Consider the following 25,679-nt stretch of genomic DNA (forward strand, 5'->3'; position numbering starts at 1 on the left):
GGCTGCATGGTTCTCCTCGTTATGCGTGGGCCTGATGACGCTGCATCAGGCCGGCTTGTTCTCTTGCTGCCCAGCCATCTCGGCCCCGGCATTGGGTGGCAGCTGGCGCAGCATCAGCAGGGCCAGCGCCGACACCGCCCCCACCACCAGGAAGGCCGGCCAGAAGTCCTGCGCCACCAGCGTGGCATGGCCCTGGAGCTCGTTGGACATCTGCAGCGCAAACCCCGCCAGCACCACGCCCATGCCGATCGACAACTGCTGCGCCACGCTGGCCATGCTGGTGGCCTGGCTCAGGCGGACCTTGTCGACATCGGCATAGGAAATCGCATTGAGGCTGGTGAACTGCAGCGAGCGGAAGCAGCCGCCGACCAGCAGGATGATGAGCATCACCAGATAAGGCGTCTGCGGCGTGAAGGTAGCCAGCGCCCACAAGCCCAGCACGCCCAGCGCGCCATTGACCAGCAGCACCCGGCGAAAACCGTAGCGGCGCAGGAAGCGCGCGGCGATGGTCTTCATGAACATGGCACCGGCGGCCGAAGCGCAGGTCAGCAGGCCGGAATGGAAAGGCGTATAGCCAAAGCCCAGCTGCAGCATCAGCGGCAGCAGGAAGGGAATGGCACCGATGCCCACGCGATACAGCGAGCCGCCGAAGACGCCGGCCCGCAGCGTGGGGATCTTCAGCAGCGCCAGGTCGATCAGCGGTGCCGTGGCGCGGCGCGCGTGCCAACCGTAGGCGCACAGGAACAGCACACCCGCTACCACGCAGGCCAGCGAGATATCGCCCGAGACCAGGTGACGGCCCGACGTCGCCAGTCCCATCATCAGCAGCGAGCAGCCCAGCGCCGAGAGGATGAAGCCGACGATGTCGAGCCGTGAAACCTGTTCCGCCTTCAGATCAGGAATGAAGCGCGTGGCAAGATACAGACCGAGGACGCTGATCGGAATGTTGATGAAGAAGATCCAGCGCCAATGGAAATAGGTGGTGATGAAGCCCCCCAGCGGCGGCCCCAGTACGGGACCGAACAAGGCCGGAATGGTGAGATAGGACAGCGCCTTGACCAGGTTGACCTTCTCCACGCTGCGCAGGATCACCAGCCGTCCGACCGGCACCATCATGGCCCCGCCTATGCCTTGGAGGAAACGCGCAGCGACGAATTGCGGCAAGGTCGAGGACGCCCCGCAGAGGATGGAGCCCAGCATGAACACGCAGATGGCCGCGCGGAAGATGGTGAGCGAGCCGAAGCGGTCAGCCATCCAGCCGGAAATCGGAATGAAGACCGCCAGCGAGACCAGATAGGAGGTCAGCGCCAGCTTGAGCGAAATCGGATCGACCTTCATGTCCAGCGCCAGCGCCGGCAGGGAAGTCGAAATGACGGTGGAATCCATCTGTTCCATGAACAGCGCACAGGCGACGATCAGGGGAATGATGAAGGTGCGGGGTATGGGCATCGTCAAGGGTGAGGATTAAGAGTGCGAAGGCGGCGTGCAGCGCGAATGACCGGCAATTGACCGACGTTGCGTGCCGCCCGGCAAGCCTTCAAGTATACCTTTTACGCTATCATGCTGCCGACCGCGCCCCGCGACGGCTTGCCCGGCGGCATCCCTGTCCCTGCGGCCTTCCCCGCTCTTCTGTTTGCACGGCCCTTCATGAACGATTGCTTCGCCCTCCTCGACGACCACCAGGCCAGCCCGGCCGAACCGCGCTCGCGCCTCTATACCGGGCATGTGCGCACCCTGGCCTGCGCGGATGCGGCGGGCTTCCCGGCGATGCTCGAAACGATGCAGGCGGCGCTGGCCGAGGGGCAGCACGCCGTGGCCTTGTGGAGCTATGAACTGGGCGCGGCGCTGCAGGGCTTGCCGCATCGTGCGCTCTCCGGCCCTTTGGCGCGCGTGCTCTTGTTTGCGCATTGCGCGCATTTGTCGGCCGCCGAAGTGGATGCATGGCTGTCTGCGCAAGTGCAATCCGACAACGCGGGCATTACACGTCTGCGCAGCAACGTCGATGAGGCCGCCTTCACTGCAGCCATCGACCGTATCCGCGAGTACATCGCGGCCGGTGATACCTACCAGGTCAACTACACCTATCGCCTGCACTTCGATGTGCTGGGTGATCCCATCACCCTGTACCGTCGCCTGCGTGCGCGCCAGCCGGTGCCGTATGGCGCACTGGTGCGCGATGGCGCGGGCGGCATGGTGCTCTCGTGTTCGCCGGAATTGTTCGTCGCCCATCAGCAAGGTACGCTCAAGGCCAAGCCCATGAAAGGCACGGCGCGCGCCGTACCGGCCGAACAGGAAGGTGCGGACACGCTCAATGCCCAACGTGCCCTGGCCTTGGCCAACGATGAAAAGAACCGTGCAGAAAACCTCATGATCGTCGACCTGCTGCGCAATGACCTGGGCCGCGTCGCGGTGCCGGGCTCGGTGCAGGTACCGCATCTGTTCGACGTGCGCCGCTACGGGCAGGTGCTGCAGATGACTTCGACCATCCGCGCCCATCTGCGCGAAGACGCCACGCTGGCCGACACGATGGCTGCGCTCTACCCTTGCGGCTCGATCACCGGTGCGCCCAAACGCCGCACCATGGAAATCATCGATGAACTGGAGACCGCGCCGCGCGGCCTCTATACCGGCGCCATCGGCTGGTTCGCGCCGCCGCGTGCGGAGGGTCCGGCCATCGGTGACTTCTGCCTCTCGGTACCGATCCGCACGCTGGAATTGCAGGCAGCGCAGGACGGTGTGCGCCAGGGCGTGATGGGGGTTGGTGCAGGCATCGTCTACGACAGCGAGGCTGCGTCCGAATTTGCGGAATGCCAGTTGAAGTCAGGCTTCCTCACGGAATTGGCACAAAGCGTCAGCTTGTTTGAAACCATCCACGCCACGCGCGCTGGCTGCCGCCATCTGGAGCTGCATCTGGCGCGCCTGAAGAATTCTGCTTCACAGCTGGGCTATCCCTGCGATACGACGGCGATTGCATTGCGGCTCGATGCGGCCTGTGCTGAACTTTCTGACCAAACGTCCTATCGGCTGCGGCTGGCGCTGGATGCCCAGGGCGGCATCACGATCCAGCATGCGCCCCTGAACCCGCTGACCGCGCCGGTCAAGGTCTTCCTGGCCGACACCGCCACCGACAGCAGCGACCTTTTCCTGCGTCACAAGAGCAGCCAGCGCGCCCGCTACGACGCCGCCTGGCAGGAGGCCGAACGACGGGGCGGCTTTGACCAGCTCTTCTTCAATGAACGGGATGAACTGACCGAAGGCGGCCGCAGCAATGTCTTCGTCAGGATCGGCGGCCGCTGGTGCACGCCACCGCTGGCTTGCGGCGTCCTGCCGGGCGTGATGCGGCGCGTACTGCTGGACGACCGGCAATGGGATGCGGTGGAAGCCGTCATCACCCGCGCCGACCTGCTGGCGGCAGAGGAAATCGTGGTCTGCAACGCCTTGCGCGGTGCCGTGCCAGCGGTGCTGGTCACCGCCTGACCCGACTACACACCCAATTCAACTCAACGCAGCGCTGCGTTGTCCTTCAATCCCTTGGCCTTGTCGGCCACCTGCTGTTGCAGCGGCCCGAGGTCATCCAGGCTATGCCCGTCCCAGCCCCCGCCCAGCGCCTTGGCCAGCAGCACGCTGGCGGCCATGCGGCGGTTGAGGATGTTCAATGAAGTCAGCTCGGCCGACAGCGCCGTGGCTTGTGCCGTGATGACGTTGACGTAGCTCACCGTCCCCGCCTTGTACTGATTGGTCACCAGCGTGACGGCCTGGCGTGCGGCCTGCAGCGCCTCGCCTTGCACCGCCGCTTCCTGCTCCAGGATGCGCAGCGCGGCCAGGTTGTCTTCCACATCCTGGAAGGCGGTCAGCACCGTCTGCTTGTAGGTGGCGACCGTGCCGTCATAGGTGGCAATGGCCTGGTCGGTGGCCGCTGCGCGCGCACCGCCATCGAAAATCGTTTGCGCCAGTTGCGGTCCGAGCGACCAGACGCGTCCCGGCAGCGTGAACCAGTCGGCGAAGGTCGAGCTTTGATATCCGCCCGAGGCCGACAAGGTCAGGCTGGGGAAATACGCCGCCTTGGCCACGCCGATCTTGGCATTGGCCGAGGCCACGCGGCGCTCGGCGGCGGCCACATCGGGACGGCGCTCCAGCAGCATCGACGGCACGCCCTGCGGCACCGGCGGGGCCACGGCCGTGAGCGGTGCGCGCGGCAGCGAGAATTCAGCGGGCGTCTTGCCCACCAGCAGCGCGACGGCATGCTCCACTTGTGCTCGCGTGACGCCGTTGTCCAGCGCGGAGGCCTGCGCCGATTTCAGTTGCGTCTGCGCCTGGATCACATCGGACTTGGCCACCAGACCGGCGGCATACTGGTTCTGCGTGACCTGCAGCGAACGCTGGTAGGCCTGCACCGTGTCTTCCAGCAATTGCTGCTGGGCGTCCAGCACGCGCAGTTGCAGATAGTTCTGCGCCAGCTGTGCCTGCGCTGACAGGCGCGCACCGGCCAGATCGGCCGCGCTGGCCTGGGCGCTGGCCTGGCTGGATTCCACATCGCGCCGCACCTTGCCCCAGATGTCCGCCTCCCACGAGGCAGTCAGCGAGAAGGTATAGGAATTGCGCACACTGCCCGAACTGGAACTGCCGGACGATGAATTCGACGAAGTGGACGTGCTGGAAGACGAACCGGCCGAACCCGACCGTCCGCGCGACGCACCGGCCGAGGCCGCCAGCGTCGGCGAATAGGCCGAGCGCGAGCTTTGCACCAGCGCCACGGCGTTGCGGAAATTGGCTTCGGCCAGCGCCAGGTTCTGGTTGGAGATATCGACCTGCTCGGCCAGCGCATTCAATTGCGGATCGCCGAACATTTCCCACCACTTGCCGTCGGCAGCGAGGTCGCGTGGCTGGGCCGGCTTCCAGTTCTGGCCTTCCTTGAAGACGGCGGGGCCGATGTCCATCTGCGGGCGCACGTAGTCGGGGCCCACCGAGCAGGCCGCCAGCGCGAAGCTGGCCGCCAGCACGGTCAGCAGGGGCTTGAGTTTGAACAGGTCTTGATGCGTCATGCGTTTCTCCATGGCGGCAGCCTCAGGCCGCCGAGGTTTCTGTCTTGTTCTTGCGGCCGAAGCGGCGGCGGCTCCAGGCGCTCAGGCGTTCCATGTACAGGTACACCACCGGGGTCGTGTAGAGCGTGAGCAGCTGGCTCACCACCAGCCCGCCCACGATCGAGATGCCCAGCGGCTGGCGCAGTTCAGCGCCATCGCCGTGGCCGATCGCCAGGGGGATCGCACCCAGCAACGCTGCCATGGTGGTCATCATGATGGGACGGAAGCGCAGCTTGCAGGCCTCGAAGATGGCATCGCGCGGCGACATCCCGCGATTGCGTTCGGCATCGATGGCGAAGTCCACCATCATGATGGCGTTCTTCTTGACGATGCCGATCAGCAGGATCACGCCGATCAGGGCAATGAGGCTGAAGTCGGTGCCGGTCACCATCAGCGCCAGCAGCGCGCCCACTCCCGCCGAGGGCAGCGTGGAGATGATGGTGATGGGATGGATCAGGCTCTCGTACAGGATGCCCAGCACGATGTACACCGCCAGCAAGGCCGTGAGGATCAGGATGGGCTGGCTGGAGGTGGAGGCCTGGAAGGCATTGGCCGTGCCCGCGAAGGTGCCCAGCACGCTGGTCGGCACGCCCAGTTGCGCCATGGCGCGGTCGATGGCGGCGGTGGCCTGCGACAGCGACACGCCCTCGGCCAGGTTGAAGGACAGCGTGGAGGCCACGAACTGGCCCTCATGGCTGACCGACAGCGCCGTGGTGGTGGGCTCGAAGCGCGAGAAGGCCGCCAGCGGGATCTGTGTCGATGCCGCCGTCGAGATGGTTTGCGCCAACCCCGTGTTGGCATTCAACTTGCCGGCTGCCGACAGCGCCGGCGGTGTCGAGAGGCTGGAGGTGGTCGGCGAGAGATTGGACGAGCCGGCCAGGCTGACATAGGTATCGCGCAGGGTTTCCGGACTCTGCCAGTATTGCGGGGCCGCTTCCATCACCACGTGGTACTGGTTCATGCCGCTGTAGATCGTGGAGATCTGGCGCTGGCCGAACAGGTCCGACAGGGTGGAGTCGATCAGCTGCGGCGTGACGCCGGCCCGCATGGCGGTCTCGCGGTCGATGGTCAGCGTGGTCTGCAGGCCGTTGTCCTGCTGGTCGGTGCTGATGTCTTCCAGCTCCTTCAGGTTGGAGAGTGCCAGGCGGATCTTGGGCTCCCAGATGCGCAAGAGTCCGACATCGTCCGACTTGAGTGAATACTCATACTGCGAATCGCTCTGCCGCGCGCCGATGCGGATGTCCTGCACCGGCACCAGGAACACCCGCGCACCGGCCACCTTGGCGGTCTTGATGCGCAGCCGTGCCACGATCTTGTCGGCACTGTCTTTTCGTTCAGAGAGCGGTTTGAGCGTCACGTACATGAAGCCGCCGTTGCGCCGTTGTCCGCCGGTGAAGGCCACCACATCGGAGACGGCCGGATCGGCCTTGACGATGTCGATGAACTCGTTGAGCTTGGTGCGCATGGCCTGGAAGGAAATGGCCTGGTCGCCCCGGATGCCGCCGACCAGGCGGCCGGTATCCTGCTGCGGGAAGAAGCCCTTGGGAATCGCCTTGTACAAGTAAACGTTCAATGCAATCGTGCCCAGCAGGATCAGCATCATCAGCGGCGCAGCGCGCAGGGCCCAGGCCAGCGTGCGCTCGTAGGCCAGCAGCATGTCCTCGAAGATGGCCGCGCTCTGGTCGGCAATCTTCTGCAGCCAAGGGTGGCGACGCTGGCGGCGCGCCGCATCGCCCTCCGGATCATGGCGCAGCAGCTGCGCGCACATCATGGGCGTGGTCGTCAGCGACACCACCAGCGAGACCAGGATGGCCACCGACAAGGTGATGGCGAATTCGCGGAAGAGCCGCCCGACGATGCCCTCCATCATCAGGATGGGAATGAAGACGGCGATGAGCGAAATGCTCATCGACAGCACCGTGAAGCCCACCTCGCGCGCGCCCAGCAAGGCCGCCTTGTAAGGCTTCATGCCGGCTTCGATGTGGCGCGAAATGTTTTCCAGCACCACGATGGCATCATCGACCACGAAGCCGGTGGCAATGGTCAGCGCCATGAGCGAAAGATTGTCGAGGCTGAATCCGGCCAGGTACATGATGCCGAAGGTCCCGATCAGCGAAACGGGCACTGCCACCGCCGGGATCAGCGTGGCCCGCGCATTGCGCAGGAACAGGAACACCACCATGATCACCAGCGCCACCGACAGCATCAGGGTGAACTCGGTTTCCTTCAGCGAGGCGCGGATGGTCGGGGTGCGGTCCAGCACCACCTTCATGTCGATGGCCGAGGGGATCGAGGCCTGCAACTGCGGCAGCAAGGCGCGCACGTTGTCGACCGTCTCGATGATGTTGGCGCCCGGCTGGCGGTTGATGATGATGAGCACCGAGGGCTTGCCGTTGGAAGAACCGGCATTGCGCACATCGGCCACCGAGTCGCGCACCTCGGCCACATCCTGCACCCGCACCGGCGTGCCGTTGCGGTAGGAGACGATCAGCGGCGCATATTCGGCGGCGGTCTTGGCCTGGTCGTTGGCGTAGATCTGCCAGTTGCGGCCGTCATCCTCCAGCAAACCCTTGGGGCGATTGGCATTGGTGGCGGCCACGGCCGTGCGCACGTCGGCGCTGCCGATGCCGTATTTGTTGAGCGCCGTCGGATTGAGCTCGATGCGCACCGCCGGCTGCGAACTGCCGCCCACGCTCACCTGCCCCACCCCGCGCACCTGCGACAGTTTCTGCGCCACGATGCTGTCGGCAGCGTCATACATCTGGCCCTGGGTCATGGTGTCGGAGGTCATGGCCAGGATCAGGATGGGCGCATCGGCCGGGTTGACCTTGCGGTAGGTCGGATTGCTCGGCATGCCGGTGGGCAGCAGGTTGCGCGCGGCATTGAGCGCGGCCTGCACGTCACGGGCGGCGCCGTCGATGTCGCGGTTCAGGTCGAACTGCAGGGTGATGCGGGTCGAGTTCTGCGAACTGGTCGAGGTCATCTCGGTCACGCCCGCAATCGCGCCCATGGCGCGTTCCAGCGGCGTGGCCACGGTGGCCGCCATGGTCTCGGGGCTGGCGCCCGGCAGCGAGGCCGAGATCGAGATGGTCGGGTAATCCACCTGCGGCAGCGGCGAGACCGGCAGCAGGCGGAAGGCCACCATGCCCGCCAGCGCAATGCCGATGGTCAGGAGCGTGGTCGCGATGGGACGCTTGATGAAGGGAAGCGAGATATTCATGCGCGCATCCGCTTACACCGCCGGCGGCAGCGTGGCCGGCTTGCCGTCATCATCATCCTCGCCGCCATGGCCCGGCGCGCGCTGGCCGAAGCGCGCACGCAGACGGCGACCCAGGCTGTCGAAGCCGAGATAGATCACCGGTGTGGTGAACAAGGTCAGCACCTGCGATACCAGCAGGCCGCCGACCATGGTGATGCCCAGCGGCTGGCGCAGCTCGGAACCGACACCGGTGCCCAGCATCAGCGGCAGCGCACCGAGGAGCGCGGCCATGGTCGTCATCAGGATGGGACGGAAGCGCAGCAGGCAAGCCTGGTAGATCGCCTCGCGCGGACTCTTGCCCTGGTGCCGTTCGGCTTCCAGCGCGAAGTCGATCATCATGATGGCGTTCTTCTTGACGATGCCGATCAGCAGGATGATGCCAATGATGCCGATGATGCCGAGATCGGTCCCCGAGATCATCAGCGACAGCAGCGCCCCCACGCCCGCCGAGGGCAAAGTGGAGAGGATGGTGATGGGATGGATGTAGCTCTCATAGAGCACGCCCAGCACGATGTACATGGTGATGATGGCCGCCAGGATCAGCCACAGCGTATTGGACAGCGAGGCCTGGAAGGCGAGTGCCGCGCCCTGGAAGTTGGTGATGGTGGAGTCGGGCATGCCGATCTCGTCTTCGGCCGCCTTGATGGCCTTGACCGCCTCGCCCAGCGATGCGCCCTTGGCGAGGTTGAAGGAGACGGTGGCCGCCGGGAACTGGCCGATGTGGTTCACCACCAGCGGGGCCGTGCGTTCGGTGACGGTGGCAATCGAGGACAGCGGGACCTTGCCGCCGGCCGAGGTGACCAGGAAGATGCTGTCCAGTGCCTCGGGGCCGCGCTGGAATTCCGGCTTGACCTCCATCACCACGCGATACAGGTTCGATTGCGTGTAGATGGTGGAAATGAGCCGCTGGCCGAAGGCGTTGTAGAGCGCATTGTCGATGGCGGCCGTGGTGATGCCCAGGCGCGATGCGGCATTGCGGTCGATCTCGATGTAGGCCTGCAGGCCCTGGTCCTGCAGGTTGGTGGCCACGTCTTCCAGCTGCGGCACCTGCTGCAGGCGTGCGATCAGCTTGGGCACCCAGGTGCTCAGCGTGCCTGCATCGGCATCTTCCAGCGTGAACTGGTACTGCGTGCGCGAGACGCTGTCTTCGATGGTCAGGTCCTGCACCGGCTGCATGTAGAGCGTCACGCCTGGCACCGCCTGCGTGAGCTTGGGTTGCAGGCGGCGGATTACATCGGCGGCGGAGACATCGCGCTCCTCATGCGGCTTCAGGTTGATGAGCATGCGGCCGCTGTTGAGCGTGGCGTTGGTGCCATCCACACCGATGAAGGAGGACAGGCTTTCCACCGCCGGATCTTCCAGCACCACCTTGGCCAGTTGCTGCTGCTTCTCGCCCATGGCACCGAAGGAGATCGATTGCGTGGCCTCCGAGATGCCCTGGATCACGCCCGTATCCTGCAGCGGGAAGAAGCCCTTGGGCACGAACACGTACAGCAGCACGGTCAGGCCCAGGGTGGCGACGGCGACCAGGAGCGTCAGTTTCTGGCGTTCCAGCACCCATTCCAGCATCACGCCATAGCGCGCGATGATGCGGTCGAAGAAGGCCTGGCTCTTGTGATAGAACCAGCCCTGTTGTTCTTCCGGCTGGTGGCGCAGCAGGCGCGCGCACATCATCGGCGTGAGGGTCAGCGAGACCACGGCCGAGATCAGGATGGAGACCGCCAGCGTGACCGCGAATTCGTGGAACAGGCGGCCGACCACATCACCCATGAAGAGCAGCGGGATCAGCACCGCGATCAGCGAGAAGGTCAGCGAGATGATGGTGAAGCCGATCTGCTCCGCGCCCTTCAAGGCGGCCTGCATGGGCTTCATGCCCTCTTCGATGTAGCGCGAGATGTTCTCGATCATCACGATGGCATCATCGACCACGAAGCCGGTGGCAATGGTCAGCGCCATGAGCGTGAGGTTGTTGATCGAAAAGCCCGCCAGGTACATCACCGCAAAGGTGCCCACCAGCGACAGCGGCACTGCCACGCTGGGAATGATGGTGGCCGGCACATTGCGCAGGAAGACGAAGATCACCATCACCACCAGCGCCACCGAGAGCAGCAGTTCGAACTTCACATCTTCCACCGAAGCGCGGATGGTGGTGGTGCGGTCGGTCAGGATGTGGACATCGATGGCACCCGGCAGGCTGGCCTGCAGCTGCGGCAGGATCTTCTTGATGCTGTCGACCACGGCGATCACGTTGGCACCCGGCTGGCGCTGGATGTTCACGATCACCGCCGGCTGCTGGTTGGCCCAGGCGCCGAGGCGGACGTTTTCTGCACCATCAATCACATCGGCCACATCCGAGACGCGGATGGGCGCACCGTTCTTGTAGGCGATGATGAGGTTGCGGTATTCATCGGCCGAACGCAGCTGGTCGTTGGCATCGATGGTGGAGGCGCGCGTGGGGCCGTCGAAACTGCCCTTGGCCTGGTTGACGTTGGCGTTGCCAATGGCGGTGCGCACGTCATCCAGGTTGAGACCGAGCGCGGCTACCGCTCGCGGATTCAACTGCATGCGCACGGCCGGACGCTGGCCACCCGACAGGCTCACCAGACCGACGCCGGACAATTGCGAAATCTTTTGCGCCAGGCGGGTATCGATCAGGTCCTGCACCTTGGGCAAGGGAATGGTCTTGGAGGTGACCGCCAGCGTGATGATGGGCGTATCAGCCGGATTGACCTTGCTGTAGACCGGCGGCATCGGCAGGTCCGAGGGCAGCAGGTTGCTGCCGGCGTTGATGGCGGCCTGCACTTCCTGCTCGGCCACGTCCAGGCTCAGATCCAGATTGAATTGAAGCGTGATCACCGAAGCCCCGCCGGAGCTGGTGGAGGACATCTGCTTCAGGCCCGGCATCTGGCCGAACTGGCGTTCCAGGGGCGCGGTGACCGAGGAGGTCATCACGTCCGGACTGGCGCCGGGATAGAGCGTGACCACCTGGATGGTCGGGTAATCGACTTCGGGCAGGGCCGACAGCGGCAGGAGCCGGTAGGCCACGATGCCCACCAGCAGGATCGCCAGCATCAGCAAGGATGTGGCGACCGGCCGCAGGATGAACTGGCGCGAGGGATTCATGCGTGAGCCTTGTGCTTACTTGGCGCCGTTGGCGTTGCCTGCATTGTTGGCGGGGGTATTGCTGCCGTTGCCACCACCGGCAGCCGCTTCACGCTGGCGCCGCAGCTCCATCATCTTCTGGCGGCGCTGGTCTTCGGGCAGCTTCTTGATCTCTTCGCCGAATTCACCGGCGTCGATGCGCTTGTTGATTTCGGCCCAGCGTTTCTGGCGTTCTTCCGGACTCAGGTTGCCTTGGCCACCCTGCCCGCCCTGTCCTGCCTCACCGCCCTGGCCACCCTGGCCGCGCTTGCCATGACGGCGTTCCGGATTCTCGGTAGTCAGCTTGTTGGCCGGATCATCCGCGCCGCCGCGTGCCACCGCTTCCACCTTGGCACCTTCGCGCAGGCGGTCGATCCCGTCGATGACCACGGTTTCACCGGCAGCGATGCCATCGGTGATGACGGTCTGGTCATCCTGCACCGGACCGGTCTTGACCGGACGCACGGTGACGGTGTTGTCTTCCTTGACCACGTACACGAACAGGCCCTTCGAACCGCGCTGGATGGCCGCCGTCGGGATGACGATGGCCCCCTCCTCGGTCTTGAGCTGCAGGCGGATATTGACGAACTGGCTGGGGAAGAGCGCGTAATCGGTATTGGGGAACTGCGCCTTGAGCTTGACGGTACCGGTGGTGGAGTCGACCACGTTGTCGATGGTCAGCAGCACGCCATCGGCCAGTTTCTTCTTCTGCTCCCGGTCCCAGGCCTGGGCCGGCAGCTTGCGGCCGCTCTGCAGTTGCTGCAAGACCTTGGGGATATTGTCTTCGGGGATGCTGAAGATGGCCGTGATCGGCTGCAGTTGCGTGATGATGACCAGCCCGTTGGTATCGCTGGTGGTGACGTTGTTGCCCACATCGGCCTGGCGCAGGCCGAGGCGGCCGCTGATCGGCGCGGTCACACGGGTGAACGACAGTTGCAGGCGGGCGCTGGCGACGCTGCCCTCATCGGCCTTGACCGTGCCTTCGTATTGCTTGACCAGCGCGGCCTGGGTATCGACCTGCTGGCTGGCGATCGAGTCCTGCGACAGCAGGGTCTGGTAACGCTTCAGGTCCAGGCGGGCCGAGGCCAGCAAGGCGCGGTCGCGCGCCAGTTGCCCTTCAGCCTGGGTCAGCGCGGCCTGCAGCGAGCGCGGATCGATCTCCGCCAACAGGTCGCCGGCCTTGACCACCTGGCCTTCCTTGTAATGCAGCTTCATCAGCTGGCCATCCACGCGGGCCCGCACGGTGGCCGTGGCGGTCGGGGTCACGGCCCCCAGGCCATTGAGGAAGACATCGACATTCTGTACCTGGGCCTTGGCCACGCCGACCGGCATGGTCTGGCCGGCGAAGGCGCCGGGACCGCCGGGACGGCGCGCGCCCGGTCCACCGGGGCCGCCTGCGCCAGGGCGTCCGCCCGGGCCGCCCATGGCAGCCATCTGCTCCTGATCGGCCTTCTTCTTGGACCACCACTTGTAGCCGCCACCGGCCGCCAGCGCCGCCACCAGGACCCAGAACCACCAGCGGCGCAGGATGCTGCCGCGAGACGAAGCGTTGGAGGGAGACGGCTGCTTGGAATTGGGAGTATTTGTCATGTCAGGAAAACCAGTGAACCGATCACGTCATCAAGTAATCACGTCAGCGGGCCGCCACCATGGCAGCCCGCCGGCATTTATCTGCGCTTTTTTATGTATTTCTTTCAGTACAGATTTCTGTACTGCCTTCTGCTCTTTTTTCTGTACAACGTTCTGCACAGGAATCTGTGCAGGATTCTGTACATTTTTCTGTCTTTCACGACAGGCAAAACGCCAGCTGAAAGCACAAGCGAAGGCGGCCCCTCCTGCCGGAGCAAGGCCGCCCGCCGTCATTCTCTCCGACCAGCCTGACAGCCGTGCAACATTGTCGGCCAGCCACCCCGCGTCCGGGCTGGCACGCAGTGTACCCAGCTATTGCCCGGATTGCACGGGCTACCAACAAGAACAGCCTTGCGGGGAGACGCAAGGCTGCAAGGGTGGGACTGCCCGCTGCGCCGCCATCAGGCATCCGCCCACCTGCGGCGCAGCGGCAAGTCCTGCCTGGCCGGGATTACTTGGCCGGCGGGGCGTCCGGTGCCGGCTTGCCGTCACGCGGGGGGCCCTTGCGGTCGCCATGGCGCATGTGCTCCATCTTTTCCCAGCGATGGCGTTCCATCTTGGCGTGTTCGGCATCAAAGATCTTCTGCTGTTCCGGCGACAGGGTGGCGTAGAAGTCCTTGGTGGCGGCGATGCGTTGCTCGGCGAAGGCCTCACGCTTGCGCATCATGTCCAGCTGCTTGTCCAGGCGTTCCGGGGTGGACAGCTTGGCCCATTCGTCCTTGTTGGGACGGCCGGCCTGGTCGAAGGGGGCCGGCTTGGTCTTGTCAAGGAAGAGCTTCCAGGCGGCTTCCTGCGAGGCCGTGATCTTGAGCTTGTCGTGCAGCTCGGCCTGGTGCTTGGCGCGCATCTGCTCGAACTTGGCGATCTGTTCCGGGCTCGGGGCATGGCCGCGGGGGCCGTCCGGGCCGCCCGGGGGCATCTGGGCGAAGGCCGACAGGGTCACGGCGCTGATGCTCACGGCGGCGATGCCGGCCAGGATACGGTTTTTCATTGTCAACATGGCTTGCTCCTTTCAGGGGATGGTGCTCTGATGCGTTCGGCAGCGACGTGCTGCCTTGGCATGGTTCCCATTAAACCGGCGGCGTGTATCAACGGTTTTTCCGCTGTGGCGTCATTTGTATCGCTTTGTATATACGGGAGCTGCCCAGGTATCGTTTTATTTCTGCCCCGCTCCTTGTAAAGACCCGATACAAATCCGCCCTGCACGGACGGACAAGTTCGGCATAATGCGATCCATGGATACAAATACTCACATCCTCGTCGTCGACGACGACCGCGACATCCGCACCCTGCTGGCCGAATACCTGGACAGCAACGGCCTGCGCACCCTCACCGCCACCAATGGCAGCGAAATGCGCCGCGTGCTGGAAGAATCGCGGGTAGACCTGATCGTGCTGGACCTGACCCTGCCGGGCGAGGACGGCCTCACCCTCTGCCGCAACCTGCGCGCCACCTCCTCGGTGCCGGTCATCATGCTGACTGCACGCGGCGAGCCGCTGGACCGCATCCTCGGACTGGAAATGGGGGCCGATGATTACCTGGCCAAGCCCTTCGAGCCGCGCGAACTGTTTGCCCGCATCCGCAGCGTCCTGCGCCGCACACAGGCGCTGCCGCCCAACATGGCGCAGCCGGATGTGGCCACCATGCGCTTTGCCGGCTGGACGCTGGACCTCACCGCACGCCACCTGGTCAACAAGGATGGCGTGGTGGTGGCCTTGTCGGGGGCCGAGTTCCGGCTGCTGAAGGTGTTCCTCGACCATCCCAACCGCGTGCTCAATCGCGACCAGTTGCTGGAACTCACGCAAGGCCGCGAATCCGATCCCTTCGACCGTTCGGTGGATATCCAGATCAGCCGCCTGCGCCAGAAACTGGGCGACGATGCCCGCACGCCGACCATTATCAAGACCGTGCGCAATGAAGGTTATGTGCTGGCCACCACGGTCACGGCCGAAGGCGCAGGCCGGTCGGCATGAAGAATTTCATTGGCTCCATCGGCAACCGCATCTTCTTCCTGCTGCTGGGCGGGATCGTGGTGGCGGTATTCGCCACCAACTGGCTGGCCGGCAACGAGCGCCGCAATACCTTGCGCGAACTGCGCTTCCAGCACCTGGCCGACCGCGTCGAACAGATCGTGCAGGCGGTGGACGACATCCCGCCGGCACAGCGCCCCATCGTGCTGCAGGCCGCCACCAACTTCGGTTTCGAGGCACGCATGGTGGAGGACATGAACGACGCCATCGGTCCCAATGCCAGCACCAGCCCGCTGATAGAGATGCTGCAGGCACGCCTGGGCGAGGACCGCAAGATTGCCGTGCAGCGCGAGAGCGAGTGCCCGCCCCTGCGTGCCGACGACGGACGAGGACCGCGTCGCGATACCTGCCGCGTCATCTACATCAGCCTGCATGACCAGGCGCTCATGCGCCTGCGCCTGCACCAGCCGGGCGAACCGCCTGCCCTGCGCGGGCGTGGTCCGGGCGGGCCGGCCGGTCTGTTCGGGCTGCAATACATTCTGCTGTTCCTGGTCCTGATCGCCATGCTGGCCTGGCTGGTGGCGCGCATGGCCACGCGCCCGATCCGCCAGCTGGCGCAAGCCGCTTCGCGCCTGGGCAGCGACATCGACCATGCACCGCTGCCCGAGACGGGACCGACCGAGATCCGCCAGGCGGCCCACGCCTTCAATGCCATGCAGGCGCGCATCCGCCGCCAGATCCAGCACCGCACCCACATGCTGGCGGCCATCACGCATGACCTGCAGACCCCGTTGACGCGCATGCGCCTGCGGCTGGAGAAGGTCACCGATGCCCCGCTGCAGCAGAAGCTCATCGACGACCTGGGCGTGATGCACGGCATGGTGCGGGAGGGGCTGGACCTGGCGCGCAGCATGGATTCTTCCGAGAAGATCCAGGCGCTGGATATCGATTCCCTGCTCGACAGCGTCTGCGCCGACGCCGCCGATGCCGGCCAGGATGTGGCCCTGCAAGGCAGTACCCGCGCCTTCGTGCTGGCCCAGCCGGGCGCACTGCGGCGCTGCCTGACCAACCTGATCGACAATGCCTGCAAGTACGGCAAGTCGGCGCGGGTGTCCATCGCGCTGGAACAGCAGAAGATCGCCATCCGCATCCGCGACCAGGGGCCGGGCATTCCGGAGTCCGAACTGGAGGCGGTGTTCGAACCCTTCTATCGCCTGGAGGCCTCGCGCTCGCGCGATACCGGCGGCACCGGGCTGGGGCTGACCATTGCGCTCAATATCGCCGAGAACCATCACGGCCAGCTGCGCCTGCGCAACCTGCAGGAAGGCGGACTGGAAGTGCTGCTGGAATTGCCGCCGATGACGCCGACCAAAAATCGGTAAAAAACTTCACCCAGGCATGTAAAAAACCGCCGCAAACCCTGTTGGGATGCGGCGGTTTTCATTTATCGGCCAAAAAGCGCCGAGCCGGGTCACCCGAAGTAGTTCAGGCCCAGGGCGGCGTTGACTTCCGACATGGTCTGCGCGGCCACGGCGCTGGCGCGTTCGGTGCCGCGCTTCAAGATGGCCAGCACTTCGCCGCGATCCTTGGCGAATTCTTCGCGACGGGTGCGGATGGGTTCGAGCATCTCCTGCAGGATTCCTTCCAGGCGACGCTTGACCACGCTGTCGCCCAGGCCGCCGCGGGTGTAGTGGGCCTTCAGTTCGGCCACGGCGTCGCGGTCGGGGTCGAAGGCATCCAGGAAGGTGAAGACCACATTGCCCTCGACCTGGCCCGGATCATCCACGCGCAGGTGGTTGGGGTCGGTGTACATGCGGTGCACGGCCTGCTTGATCTCGGCCGGGGTCGCGCCCAGGGCGATCGAGTTGCCCAGCGACTTGCTCATCTTGGCCTTGCCGTCGATGCCGGGCAGGCGGCCGGTTTCGGAGAGCACTTCCTTGCACTCGACCAGCACTTCGCGGTCCACGGTGGCGTTGAATTTGCGCACCAGTTCATTGGTCTGCTCGATCATGGGCAACTGATCGCTGCCCACCGGCACCAGTTGGCCCTTGAAGGCGGTGATGTCGGCGGCCTGGCTGACCGGATAAGTCAGGAAGCCGGCCGGGATGTCGCGCTCGAAGCCGCGCAGGCGGATCTCTTCCTTGATGGTGGGGTTGCGTTCCAGGCGCGAAACCGTCACCAGGTTCAGCAGCACCATCGACAGCTCGTAGAGCTCACGCACCTGGGACTGGATGAAGATGGTCGACTTCTCGGGATCGATGCCCACGGCCAGGTAGTCCAGCGCCACTTCGAGCACGTTGTCGGTGACCTTCTGGTGGCGGCCGACGTTGTCGGTCATGGCCTGGGTATCGGCCAGCAGCAGGAACTGGCGCGAGGTTTCCTGCAGCGCCACGCGCGACTTGAGCGAGCCGATGTAGTGACCCAGGTGCAAGGGACCGGTAGGACGATCGCCGGTGAGGACGACGGGCAAGCTGCTGCTGGTGGTGGGGGTGGAGCTCGTGGCGTTCGAAGACATGGTCATTCCTGATCGTTAATCTCTGGAATGCCGCCGGTCCCGAAGCTGAAGAAACAATGCCGCCGGAACCGGCGGCATCATGGTCACATGGTCAAGCTGTGTGAAAACGGGCCGCCTCGTTCAGGCGCGCCACCAATGCTGGGTTTTCGCAAGTTGATCTTTTCGGAAAAGCATGGCGGCGAGTATAGCACCGGCAGCGCGCCATGTTGCGTTGCATAAGAAAAAACCGCCTGCAAGGAGGCGGTTCAGGCGCTGGGCTCGGCTTGTGCGCGGGTTCAATACGCGCCCGGTGGCGGACCGTAATACACCGGCGGTGGGCCGTAATACCCCGGGGGCGGCGGCGGTGCGTAGTAGCGCGGGCGATAGGTATAGACGGTGGTGGTCTGCACCGGCTGCTGCACCTGATTACCCTTGCTGTACATGCACTGGGTATAGGTCATGTCGTAGCGCTGCTGCATCGAGTAATTGCCTCCGGCGGCGGCATCGCTGCCGGCGGCACTGCCCACCAGCAGGCCACCGCCGGCACCGATGGCCGCGCCCGCACCGGCATTGCCCGAAGCTGCACCGATGAGCGCACCGGCCACGGCACCCACGGCAGTGCCGACTGCGGCGCTGTTGGCGGCATTGTTCTGGGTCTGCGCGGCCTGGCCGCCGATGGCGTCCTGGGCGTATTGCTGGCATTGCTGCTGGTCGGCGCGGAACTGTTCGTAGGTCTTGTCCTTGCCGGGCATGGCCATCACCGACGGGCCGGTCGGCACGCTCACGCAGCCACCCAGCGCCAGCATGGCGCCGACGGCGGTCACGGTCGCGGCGGTCTTGTAGAGGGGTTTCACGATGTTTCCTTTATCGGGGATCGACGAATTACGTAGCTTGGGCAAGGCTTATTGCGGCGGCGTACTGCCCGGCACGCCCGGCGTATTGGGCACGACCTTCATCCAGGGGCTGGGGCAGTTCTGGACGTAGGGATAGTAGGACTTGGACTCGGCGCAGTAGTACCAGTAGTCCTGGCGCTGCGGCTCCACGTAGACCGGTGCGGGGGCCCGCTCCACGTAGACCGGCGGCGGGTAATACACCGGTGGCGGATAGTAGACCGGGGGCGGCACCCACACTGGTCCACCGATCACCACGCCACCATAGAAGCGCCCGTGCGCATAGGCCGAAGCGCTGGCGACCAGGCCGGCTACCGCCAGCACGCCACAGACGCCAATTGCCGCTAGTTTTTTCATGTTGTTGCCCTCGGGGGTGTCTCAGAATAGTTGGAAGGTCTGGAATGCTTGCCGGATGGCATCAAGGCCGCGTTCCCCACGCAGCCGTATCAGCCTGTAATCCTTGCCTGGTGCGGCTTGCAGACGCATCTGGCGCAGGAAAGCAATATACGCCGGGGCTGCGGTGAAATCTTGAGATGTTTCAATTCGTAACCCTAATCAACAGAGATATACACGGGGTTGAAAAGGCTTTGCAATCAGGGGCTTGAGCCTCGTTTCCAAGCAGCAAAAAGGGCATGGCGATTACGCCATGCCCCATCTGCCAAACCCGTGTACGGCTTCAACCCGGCCGCGTCATCTGCTCCGGCTTGATCCACTCGGCAAACTGCTCTTCCGTCACATAACCGAGCGCCAGCGCCGCCTGCTTCAGGGTGGTGCCGTCGTGATGCGCCTGCTTGGCGATCTTGGCAGCCTTGTCGTAACCGATGTGCGGGGCCAGGGCCGTCACCAGCATGAGCGACTTTTCCATCAGATCGCCGATGCGGCTGTGGTTGGCTTCGATGCCGCGCGCGCAGTGCTCCTCGAAGCTGGCCATGCCGTCGCCCAGCAAACGAACGCTCTGCAGGAAGTTGTGAATGATCACCGGCTTGAACACATTGAGCTCGAAATTGCCGCTGGCACCGCCAATGTTGAGCGCCACATCATTGCCGAACACCTGTGCGCACAGCATGGTCATGGCTTCGCATTGGGTCGGATTGACCTTGCCCGGCATGATGGAACTGCCCGGCTCATTCTCGGGAATGGTGATCTCGCCCAGCCCCGAACGCGGACCGGAAGCCAGCCAGCGAACGTCGTTGGCGATCTTCATCATGGCTGCCGCCAGGGTCTTGAGTCCGCCGTGCGCGGCCACCAGGGCATCGTGCCCGGCCAGCGCGGCAAACTTGTTGGGCGCGGTCTTGAAGGGGAAACCGAAGTACTTGGCCAGCTCGGCCGCCACGCGCTCGCCGAATTCGGGATGCGCGTTCAAACCAGTGCCGACCGCCGTGCCGCCAGCGGCCAGCTCGGAGATGGCATTGAGGGTGGCGATGATGGCCGACTCGGCATGATCCAGCTGGGCCACGTAGCCCGAGAACTCCTGGCCCAGCGTCAGCGGCGTGGCGTCCTGCAGGTGGGTGCGGCCGATCTTGACGATGTCGGCAAACTGCGCGGACTTGTCCGCCAGCGTGGCGCGCAGGGTGTGCAGCGAGGGAATCAGGTGCGTGGCCACCGCCATGCAGGCCGCCACGTGCATGGCCGTCGGGAAGATGTCGTTGGAGGACTGGCCGCGGTTGACGTCGTCATTCGGGTGGATCAGGCGATCCTCGCCGCGCACGCCGCCCAGCAGTTCGGAAGCGCGGTTGGCCAGCACCTCGTTCATGTTCATGTTGCTCTGAGTGCCGGAACCGGTCTGCCAGACCGACAGCGGAAACTCCAGCGGATGCTTGCCGGCGATGACCTCATCGGCCGCCGCGATGATGGCATCAGCCTTCTTGCCGTCCAGCTTGCCCAGGTCGCGGTTGACGGCGGCACAGGCGCGCTTGACGGCGGCCAGGGCCACGATCAGCTCGGCCGGCATGCGCTCGGTGGAAATGTGGAAGTGGTGCAGCGAACGTTCGGTCTGCGCGCCCCACAGGCGATCGGCAGGGACTTCGATCAGGCCAAAGGTATCGCGCTCCATGCGGTGGTTCATGATGCTGGTTCTCCGTGATGAGAGGGCCGCAGGCGGCCCGATGATCCCGTGAGACTCTGGCGCAAGCTGAAGGCTGAGTCACCGACGAGACCGGCAATGTGACATCTAGTGTAACGGCTGGCGGGACCGCCCGCAGGAAGCGGCGGCATGAAGCTGGCGAGGGTACGGCAATGCGGCAGGCAGACCGGGACGGCGGATTGCCGCAGCGGTCGTGGCGAGGAATCAGCCGGCCTTGTTGTCCTTGGGCGGATCCGGCAGCACACAGGCCTCGACCACTTGCAGGTCGTTGTCCTTGGCGAAGTTGACCACGAAGTGATAGGCCAGCGGCTCCAGCTCGCGCAGGGCTTCGTTGACCACCACCGAGCGCACGCCATCGATGTGGGTGGGCAGCACGTAGGGAGAATATTTCAGGTGTGCATTGCGACCGCCACTGCCTTCGGGACGGAAGCACGACATCACGCCGCACAGGCGCTCCGCCCAGTCGCTGGGGCGGAACTGCCGGCCATCCGAGGTCTTGCCCAGGATGATGAATTCTTTGGCCGGTGCGTTTGCGGGTTTGATGGGATCAGCCATACATGCATTCTTCTAAAGCGCTTGCAACCGAATGCCCTTGTCCTGGTGGGACCGGAGCCCTGGAGTCCGCGGAGCCTCGGCGATCCACTGCCTGGGTGCCTGCGGAAGTAAGTATTATATCTTATAGAAGACTTGGCTTCTACCGGTCTCCCCCGGCTACTGCGTGCCGCTCATGGTCTGCGGGCAAGGTATGCTCCCTGCACGTGGCGGCCTTCTGAAGTGAAGTCGGAAGTATACCGGGTTGGCGAGAATCGCGTTCCCAAAAACAAAGCGGGCCTGAGCCCGCTTCTTCAAGGACCAGTCGCCTAGCCCATCCACACCGCCACCGACAGCAGCAGCAACAGGAACATCCACAGCAGCAAGGCGCGCCAGACCAGGCCCACGGTGCTCTGCAGGGTGCGTGGCGAGGGGGTGTCGCCGGGCAGGCCGTCGGTTTCTTCCGGCATGGAATCGACCGTGGCCGCATCGGCCGGCAGGATGATGCCGGCAGCCGCTTCCTTCTCGGTACCGAAACGCACGCCCATGGCCCCGCCACCGGCTGCCAGGATGATGCCGGCGGCTTCGTCGTCCCAGCGGCTGGCGAAGTTGCGCCAGGCGTAGATGGCATCCTCGAAGTTGCCGACCACGGCGAAGGCGGCGGCCGTCAGGCGTGCCGGAATCCAGTCGATCCAGTAGAAGGCCTGGGCGGCAAAGCGGCCGAAAGCTTCATATTTCATGTGATCCGGCTCGTTCCAGGCGCGCGAGAGATATTCGGCGACTCGGTACATCACCGCCAGCGCCGGACCGACCGGCATCAGGAACCAGAAGAACACGCCAAACACGTGGCGATGCGTGGTGATGAGCGCGCGCTCGGAGGCGATGCGCGAAATTTCGCTCACATCCATCGCCGTGGTGTCCTGCTTGGTCCATTCGGCCAGCAGGGTGCGGGCGGTCATTTCGTCGCCCGTGTTCAGGGCCAGCTGGATGGAGGTGAAGTAATGGCTGTAATGGCGGAAGCCCAGGGTCATGTAGACCACCAGCACGTTCCAGGCAAAGGCCGCCACCAGGCTCACATGCAGCAGCAGCCAATAGATCAGCGCCACCGGCACCGTCAGCGCCCCCACCATCACCACCCAGCCCAGGCGGCCATGATGAGCGTGCCCGGCGTTGAACCAGCCTTCAATGGTGGCCGCGAAAGACTTGATCGACGCGTATACCGGATTGTCTGCGCGCAGTGGTTTGAGTTGTTCGATTAACAGCGCAAAGAGAATGGAAAGAAATGTCATCAAGCTGCCTTAGGTGTCTCTGTAGCCCGTACGATAGCGCAGTGCAAGAGGGGAATCAAACAATTGATTCGTTGATCACAATCAAGAGCGTGATGTCACGGATTTTTACTTATTTGAACATTAAAAGCGACATTGCGTATCTGCGAGGCGACAAATTCTGCCACTAGCTGCGCAGGAAGTGGTACAGGTTGCGCAGCATGCCCGCAGTCGCGCCCCAGATGAAGTAACGGTCATAGGGCATGGTGTAGAAACTGCGCCGGCCTACCGGTGCCGGCAGCTTGACCGAGCGGCGCTGATGGTTCAATCCATCCATGAGGAAAGCCAGTGGCACTTCGAAGATCTCGGCCACTTCGCGCGGGTCGCCCACGGCCTCGAAAGGCGGCTGTATCAGTCCGGCCACGGGCGTGACCCGATAACCGGTGCCGGTGAAGTAATCGGGCAGCGAGCCGATGACTTCGATGTGCTGGCGCGCCAGGCCGATTTCCTCTTCGGTCTCACGCAGGGCGGTCTCGATGGCCGAGCCGTCATAGTCCTCGCGGCGGCCGCCGGGGAAACTGATCTGTCCCGCGTGATCCTTCAGGTCAGCCGTACGTTGAGTGAAGAGTACCGTCATCCCCTCCTCCCTCAGCACGATCGGGATCAGCACCGAAGCGAGCCGGAAGCGTCCTTTGGACTCGGCCAGGCGCGCCATCTGGTCGCCGCTGTGCTCGGGCTCCCAGCGCGGCGGGTCGGCGAAGCGCTGGCGCAGCCAGTCGGCATTCAGGCGCGCGGCCTCCAGCGCAGTTTCGCCGGCGACGGCATCCACAGGCAGATTGACGGGATCGAAACTGGCCACGTTGTGCTCGCTTGATCGTGAGGTTGTCAGGACTTCAATCGGGTATCAGAAACGAAAAAGGGGCGTCGCGAGACACCCCTTTTCCTGACGCATCAACAGGCGACCGATTACTCGGCAGCAGCAGCCTTTGCCGCACGGCTGGGCAGCTTTTCCTTGATACGTGCCGACTTGCCCGAACGTTCGCGCAGGTAGTACAGCTTGGCACGACGCACGTCACCACGACGCTTGACTTCAATCGAGGCGATCAGCGGCGAGTACAGCTGGAAGGTACGCTCAACGCCTTCGCCCGAAGAAATCTTGCGGACGATGAAGTTGGAGTTCAGACCACGGTTACGGCGGGCGATAACGACGCCTTCGTAAGCCTGAGCGCGCTTGCGGGTACCTTCAACCACGTTCACGTTGACAATCACGGTGTCGCCGGGGGCGAAGTCGGGAATGTTCTTGGCGAGACGCGCGATCTCTTCTTGCTCGAGTTGCTGGATCAGATCCATTTTTTGCTCCTGTAACCATCTTGCCGGCGCCATTGCCACGAGGGCGGATTGTAAAGCCCGGTAGAGGATGGGGTTTCAAACACGGTGACATCGGCCACCGCACGGTGCAGGTCCGTTGCCGGGCCTGCGGTACTGCATTTGCTGCTAAAACTTCACTCGGGCGATCTGCTCGCGTGCCGGCTTACTGCTGCGGCAAACTGCCCAGAAACTTTTCATCGGCCTTGCTCAGCAAGCCCTGCTCGCGGGCCCTGACGATGAGGTCAGGACGCTTGCTCTGCGTGGCTTCCAGTGCCCGCTGCCGGCGCCATTTCTGGATCTCGGCATGGTGCCCACCCAGCAGGATGGACGGCACCGGTTCACCTTCATAGACTTCCGGACGCGTGTAATGGGGCGAGTCCAGCAATCCGTTGACGAAACTGTCTTCCACTGCCGAGGCACTGTCGTTGAGCGCACCCGGCAAGAGCCGGATCACGGCATCCATCAGCGCCATCGCCGGCAATTCACCTCCGGAGAGGACGAAGTCCCCGATGCTGATTTCCTCGTCCACGCACTTGTCGAGCAGACGCTGGTCAATTGCTTCATAGCGTCCGCACAGCAACACCGCCCCGCTGTCCTGCGACAGCCGCACCACGCGCTCATGCGTCAGCGGTGCGCCTTGCGGTGAAAGATAGATCACACGCGGCCGGGCCAGACCCAGCGCTTGCTGCCGCTGCTGCGCCGCCTCGATGGCAGCCTGCAGCGGCTTGGCCAGCATCACCATGCCGGGGCCGCCGCCATAGGGGCGGTCATCCACGGTGCGGTGATTGTCAGTGGTGAATTCACGCGGATTCCACAACTGCAAGCCCCAGCGCTGCTGCTCCAGCGCCCGGCGGGTAATGCCGGACTGCGTCAGCGCGGCGAACATCTCGGGAAACAGAGTGACGACATCAAACTGCATCACGCCTCCATTTCCTGGGTTCTTTTGAATCGTTTGAATCGGTTCAATCTGTTCACATCAGCGAGCCGGAAAAGAAAAAACTGACCTTGAAGGTCAGTAATCCTTGTCCCAGTCGACGATGATCTTTTTTTCGCTCTGCTGCACCGTCTTGACGAACTGGTCGACAAACGGAATCAGCAGTTCGGGCGCCGCCGCGGATTTCTCCTTGGCCCCCTTCTTCGGCTTTGCGTCGGCAGCGGGTTGCGGTTGCGGCTCGGGCGCAGTTTCCTGCACCGGGGCCTTCACCACCAGGATGGGATGGGCGCCGTTGTCCATCATGTCGGACACCACGCCCAAGGCTTCACCCTGGAGATTTTCCACTGCCGAGCCGATCAGATCGACCCAGTAGAATTCATTGTCATCCAGCGCCGGAAAGTGCTTGCGGGAGATGGAGACCACCGTTCCCTTCATCGCTTCGGCCGCATTGCGGTCCGCTACCCCGGTCAGGCGCGCAACGACATCGCCGCTGTGCCCCTTGGACTGCATGACATCGACATCCTGCTTGGGCTGGCCGGATTTCTCCAGCCACCAGGTCTTGGCATTCAACAAGGCATCTGCCTCGGAAGAATAAGGACGCACGCGAATCCAGCCCTGGATTCCGTAGGCTCCGGTCACATGGCCAACGGTCACGAGATCGTCGGGTGCGGAGAACCCCGCTTGGGCTTGATCAGTCATGAGTACACCAGACCTGTTCTTCATCCGGGCGTCAGCAAAACTGACGCGGAATCAGACAGGAAAACCTGTATTAAGCAGCAGCCTTGGAACCGGCTTCAGCGACCAGGCGAGCAACGGTCGGCGACAGTTGTGCGCCAACGCCTTGCCAGTGAGCCAGACGGTCAGCAGCGATACGCACGGTTTCTTCCTTGCCGGAAGCGACCGGGTTGTAGAAGCCGATGCGCTCGATGAAACGGCCATCGCGACGATTGCGCGAGTCGGTTGCAACGATGTTGTAGAAGGGGCGCTTCTTGGCGCCGCCACGAGCTAAACGAATAACGACCATAATGGTTCCA

Annotated in this window: 21 protein-coding genes; 3 read left to right on the top strand and 18 right to left on the bottom strand. The window is 64.0% G+C overall.

The genetic code is table 11. The annotated features are described in order from the left end of the window. Positions 1-45 precede the first annotated feature (45 nt). A complete protein-coding gene (locus ACWHXP_RS12390) occupies positions 46-1,449 on the bottom strand; it encodes an MFS transporter (RefSeq protein ID WP_489625062.1) in 1,404 nt (467 codons plus the stop codon). Between the two features lie 198 nt (positions 1,450-1,647). Here ACWHXP_RS12390 and pabB point away from each other — a divergent pair, with 198 nt between their 5' ends. Next, a complete protein-coding gene (pabB, locus tag ACWHXP_RS12395) occupies positions 1,648-3,477 on the top strand; it encodes an aminodeoxychorismate synthase component I (RefSeq protein ID WP_489633738.1) in 1,830 nt (609 codons plus the stop codon). A 23-nt stretch (positions 3,478-3,500) separates the two neighbouring features. On the opposite strand, the gene ACWHXP_RS12400 is transcribed toward pabB, so the two are convergent. From ACWHXP_RS12400 to ACWHXP_RS12425, 6 genes are all read right to left on the bottom strand, one after another. Then, positions 3,501-5,042, bottom strand: coding sequence for an efflux transporter outer membrane subunit (locus ACWHXP_RS12400; RefSeq protein WP_489633737.1), 1,542 nt, complete (start codon positions 5,040-5,042; stop codon positions 3,501-3,503). A gap of 22 nt (positions 5,043-5,064) precedes the next feature. Beyond that, positions 5,065-8,301 carry an efflux RND transporter permease subunit gene (locus tag ACWHXP_RS12405; protein ID WP_204725187.1) on the bottom strand — a complete coding sequence of 1,079 codons (3,237 nt, stop codon included), beginning with the start codon at positions 8,299-8,301 and terminating at the stop codon, positions 5,065-5,067. Positions 8,302-8,313: 12 nt separating this feature from the next. Beyond that, a complete protein-coding gene (locus ACWHXP_RS12410; protein WP_489633736.1) occupies positions 8,314-11,463 on the bottom strand; it encodes an MdtB/MuxB family multidrug efflux RND transporter permease subunit in 3,150 nt (1,049 codons plus the stop codon). 15 nt (positions 11,464-11,478) lie between these two features. Next, positions 11,479-13,071 (bottom strand): MdtA/MuxA family multidrug efflux RND transporter periplasmic adaptor subunit, encoded by a 1,593-nt coding sequence (locus ACWHXP_RS12415; RefSeq protein WP_489633735.1) that lies wholly within the window; start codon positions 13,069-13,071, stop codon positions 11,479-11,481. A gap of 30 nt (positions 13,072-13,101) precedes the next feature. Continuing rightward, positions 13,102-13,344 (bottom strand): hypothetical protein, encoded by a 243-nt coding sequence (locus tag ACWHXP_RS12420; protein ID WP_489633734.1) that lies wholly within the window; start codon positions 13,342-13,344, stop codon positions 13,102-13,104. Positions 13,345-13,561: 217 nt separating this feature from the next. Further along, positions 13,562-14,110, bottom strand: a complete 549-nt coding sequence (locus ACWHXP_RS12425; RefSeq protein WP_039786102.1) for a Spy/CpxP family protein refolding chaperone — start codon at positions 14,108-14,110, stop codon at positions 13,562-13,564. Positions 14,111-14,345: 235 nt separating this feature from the next. Between ACWHXP_RS12425 and ACWHXP_RS12430 the strand changes: the two genes are divergently transcribed. Next, positions 14,346-15,083, top strand: coding sequence for a response regulator (locus ACWHXP_RS12430; RefSeq protein WP_199900344.1), 738 nt, complete (start codon positions 14,346-14,348; stop codon positions 15,081-15,083). Beyond that, entirely contained in the window at positions 15,080-16,462 is a 1,383-nt protein-coding gene (locus tag ACWHXP_RS12435) for an ATP-binding protein (RefSeq protein ID WP_489625057.1), read from the top strand. Before ACWHXP_RS12430 ends, ACWHXP_RS12435 begins: the two co-directional genes overlap by 4 nt. A gap of 89 nt (positions 16,463-16,551) precedes the next feature. On the opposite strand, the gene trpS is transcribed toward ACWHXP_RS12435, so the two are convergent. From trpS to rpsP, 11 genes are all read right to left on the bottom strand, one after another. Continuing rightward, on the bottom strand, positions 16,552-17,595 hold the full coding sequence (gene trpS / locus ACWHXP_RS12440; RefSeq protein WP_489625056.1) for a tryptophan--tRNA ligase: 1,044 nt from the start codon (positions 17,593-17,595) through the stop codon (positions 16,552-16,554). 275 nt (positions 17,596-17,870) lie between these two features. After that, positions 17,871-18,428: a glycine zipper family protein gene (locus ACWHXP_RS12445; RefSeq protein ID WP_489625055.1), complete on the bottom strand. Its 558-nt coding sequence runs from the start codon at positions 18,426-18,428 to the stop codon at positions 17,871-17,873. Between the two features lie 48 nt (positions 18,429-18,476). Then, on the bottom strand, positions 18,477-18,821 hold the full coding sequence (locus ACWHXP_RS12450) for a hypothetical protein (protein WP_034332345.1): 345 nt from the start codon (positions 18,819-18,821) through the stop codon (positions 18,477-18,479). 319 nt (positions 18,822-19,140) lie between these two features. Then, positions 19,141-20,529, bottom strand: a complete 1,389-nt coding sequence (gene fumC / locus ACWHXP_RS12455; RefSeq protein ID WP_134134844.1) for a class II fumarate hydratase — start codon at positions 20,527-20,529, stop codon at positions 19,141-19,143. A gap of 222 nt (positions 20,530-20,751) precedes the next feature. Further along, complete coding sequence (locus ACWHXP_RS12460) at positions 20,752-21,102, bottom strand: DUF3579 domain-containing protein (RefSeq protein WP_008327247.1); 351 nt, start codon at positions 21,100-21,102, stop codon at positions 20,752-20,754. A gap of 305 nt (positions 21,103-21,407) precedes the next feature. Further along, entirely contained in the window at positions 21,408-22,367 is a 960-nt protein-coding gene (locus tag ACWHXP_RS12465) for a CobD/CbiB family protein (protein WP_121038589.1), read from the bottom strand. A gap of 163 nt (positions 22,368-22,530) precedes the next feature. Then, the gene (locus tag ACWHXP_RS12470; RefSeq protein WP_489633733.1) at positions 22,531-23,202 is read right to left on the bottom strand and encodes a CoA pyrophosphatase; all 672 of its coding nucleotides are present in this window, start codon (positions 23,200-23,202) and stop codon (positions 22,531-22,533) included. A 107-nt stretch (positions 23,203-23,309) separates the two neighbouring features. Continuing rightward, a complete protein-coding gene (gene rplS, locus ACWHXP_RS12475; RefSeq protein ID WP_008327243.1) occupies positions 23,310-23,693 on the bottom strand; it encodes a 50S ribosomal protein L19 in 384 nt (127 codons plus the stop codon). Between the two features lie 181 nt (positions 23,694-23,874). Then, the gene (gene trmD, locus ACWHXP_RS12480; protein WP_121038584.1) at positions 23,875-24,630 is read right to left on the bottom strand and encodes a tRNA (guanosine(37)-N1)-methyltransferase TrmD; all 756 of its coding nucleotides are present in this window, start codon (positions 24,628-24,630) and stop codon (positions 23,875-23,877) included. Positions 24,631-24,723: 93 nt separating this feature from the next. Continuing rightward, positions 24,724-25,344 (bottom strand): ribosome maturation factor RimM, encoded by a 621-nt coding sequence (gene rimM / locus ACWHXP_RS12485; protein WP_209533439.1) that lies wholly within the window; start codon positions 25,342-25,344, stop codon positions 24,724-24,726. A gap of 70 nt (positions 25,345-25,414) precedes the next feature. Next, positions 25,415-25,669, bottom strand: a complete 255-nt coding sequence (rpsP, locus tag ACWHXP_RS12490) for a 30S ribosomal protein S16 (RefSeq protein ID WP_008327198.1) — start codon at positions 25,667-25,669, stop codon at positions 25,415-25,417. Between the last annotated feature and the right edge of the window lie 10 nt (positions 25,670-25,679).

This window comes from Herbaspirillum sp. Her2 (genome assembly GCF_057961375.1).

Coding starts and splice junctions, on each gene's coding strand:
- pabB (WP_489633738.1), top strand. CDS start 1,648: ATGAACGATTGCTTCGCCCTCCTCGACGACCACCAGGCCAGCCCGGCC.
- ACWHXP_RS12420 (WP_489633734.1), bottom strand. CDS start 13,344: ATGACGGCGGGCGGCCTTGCTCCGGCAGGAGGGGCCGCCTTCGCTTGT.
- ACWHXP_RS12435 (WP_489625057.1), top strand. CDS start 15,080: ATGAAGAATTTCATTGGCTCCATCGGCAACCGCATCTTCTTCCTGCTG.
- ACWHXP_RS12430 (WP_199900344.1), top strand. CDS start 14,346: ATGGATACAAATACTCACATCCTCGTCGTCGACGACGACCGCGACATC.
- ACWHXP_RS12425 (WP_039786102.1), bottom strand. CDS start 14,110: ATGTTGACAATGAAAAACCGTATCCTGGCCGGCATCGCCGCCGTGAGC.
- rplS (WP_008327243.1), bottom strand. CDS start 23,693: ATGGATCTGATCCAGCAACTCGAGCAAGAAGAGATCGCGCGTCTCGCC.
- ACWHXP_RS12405 (WP_204725187.1), bottom strand. CDS start 8,301: ATGAATATCTCGCTTCCCTTCATCAAGCGTCCCATCGCGACCACGCTC.
- trpS (WP_489625056.1), bottom strand. CDS start 17,595: ATGTCTTCGAACGCCACGAGCTCCACCCCCACCACCAGCAGCAGCTTG.
- ACWHXP_RS12415 (WP_489633735.1), bottom strand. CDS start 13,071: ATGACAAATACTCCCAATTCCAAGCAGCCGTCTCCCTCCAACGCTTCG.
- ACWHXP_RS12390 (WP_489625062.1), bottom strand. CDS start 1,449: ATGCCCATACCCCGCACCTTCATCATTCCCCTGATCGTCGCCTGTGCG.
- trmD (WP_121038584.1), bottom strand. CDS start 24,630: ATGCAGTTTGATGTCGTCACTCTGTTTCCCGAGATGTTCGCCGCGCTG.
- ACWHXP_RS12465 (WP_121038589.1), bottom strand. CDS start 22,367: ATGACATTTCTTTCCATTCTCTTTGCGCTGTTAATCGAACAACTCAAA.
- ACWHXP_RS12400 (WP_489633737.1), bottom strand. CDS start 5,042: ATGACGCATCAAGACCTGTTCAAACTCAAGCCCCTGCTGACCGTGCTG.
- ACWHXP_RS12460 (WP_008327247.1), bottom strand. CDS start 21,102: ATGGCTGATCCCATCAAACCCGCAAACGCACCGGCCAAAGAATTCATC.
- rimM (WP_209533439.1), bottom strand. CDS start 25,344: ATGACTGATCAAGCCCAAGCGGGGTTCTCCGCACCCGACGATCTCGTG.
- ACWHXP_RS12410 (WP_489633736.1), bottom strand. CDS start 11,463: ATGAATCCCTCGCGCCAGTTCATCCTGCGGCCGGTCGCCACATCCTTG.
- ACWHXP_RS12450 (WP_034332345.1), bottom strand. CDS start 18,821: ATGAAAAAACTAGCGGCAATTGGCGTCTGTGGCGTGCTGGCGGTAGCC.
- fumC (WP_134134844.1), bottom strand. CDS start 20,529: ATGAACCACCGCATGGAGCGCGATACCTTTGGCCTGATCGAAGTCCCT.
- rpsP (WP_008327198.1), bottom strand. CDS start 25,669: ATGGTCGTTATTCGTTTAGCTCGTGGCGGCGCCAAGAAGCGCCCCTTC.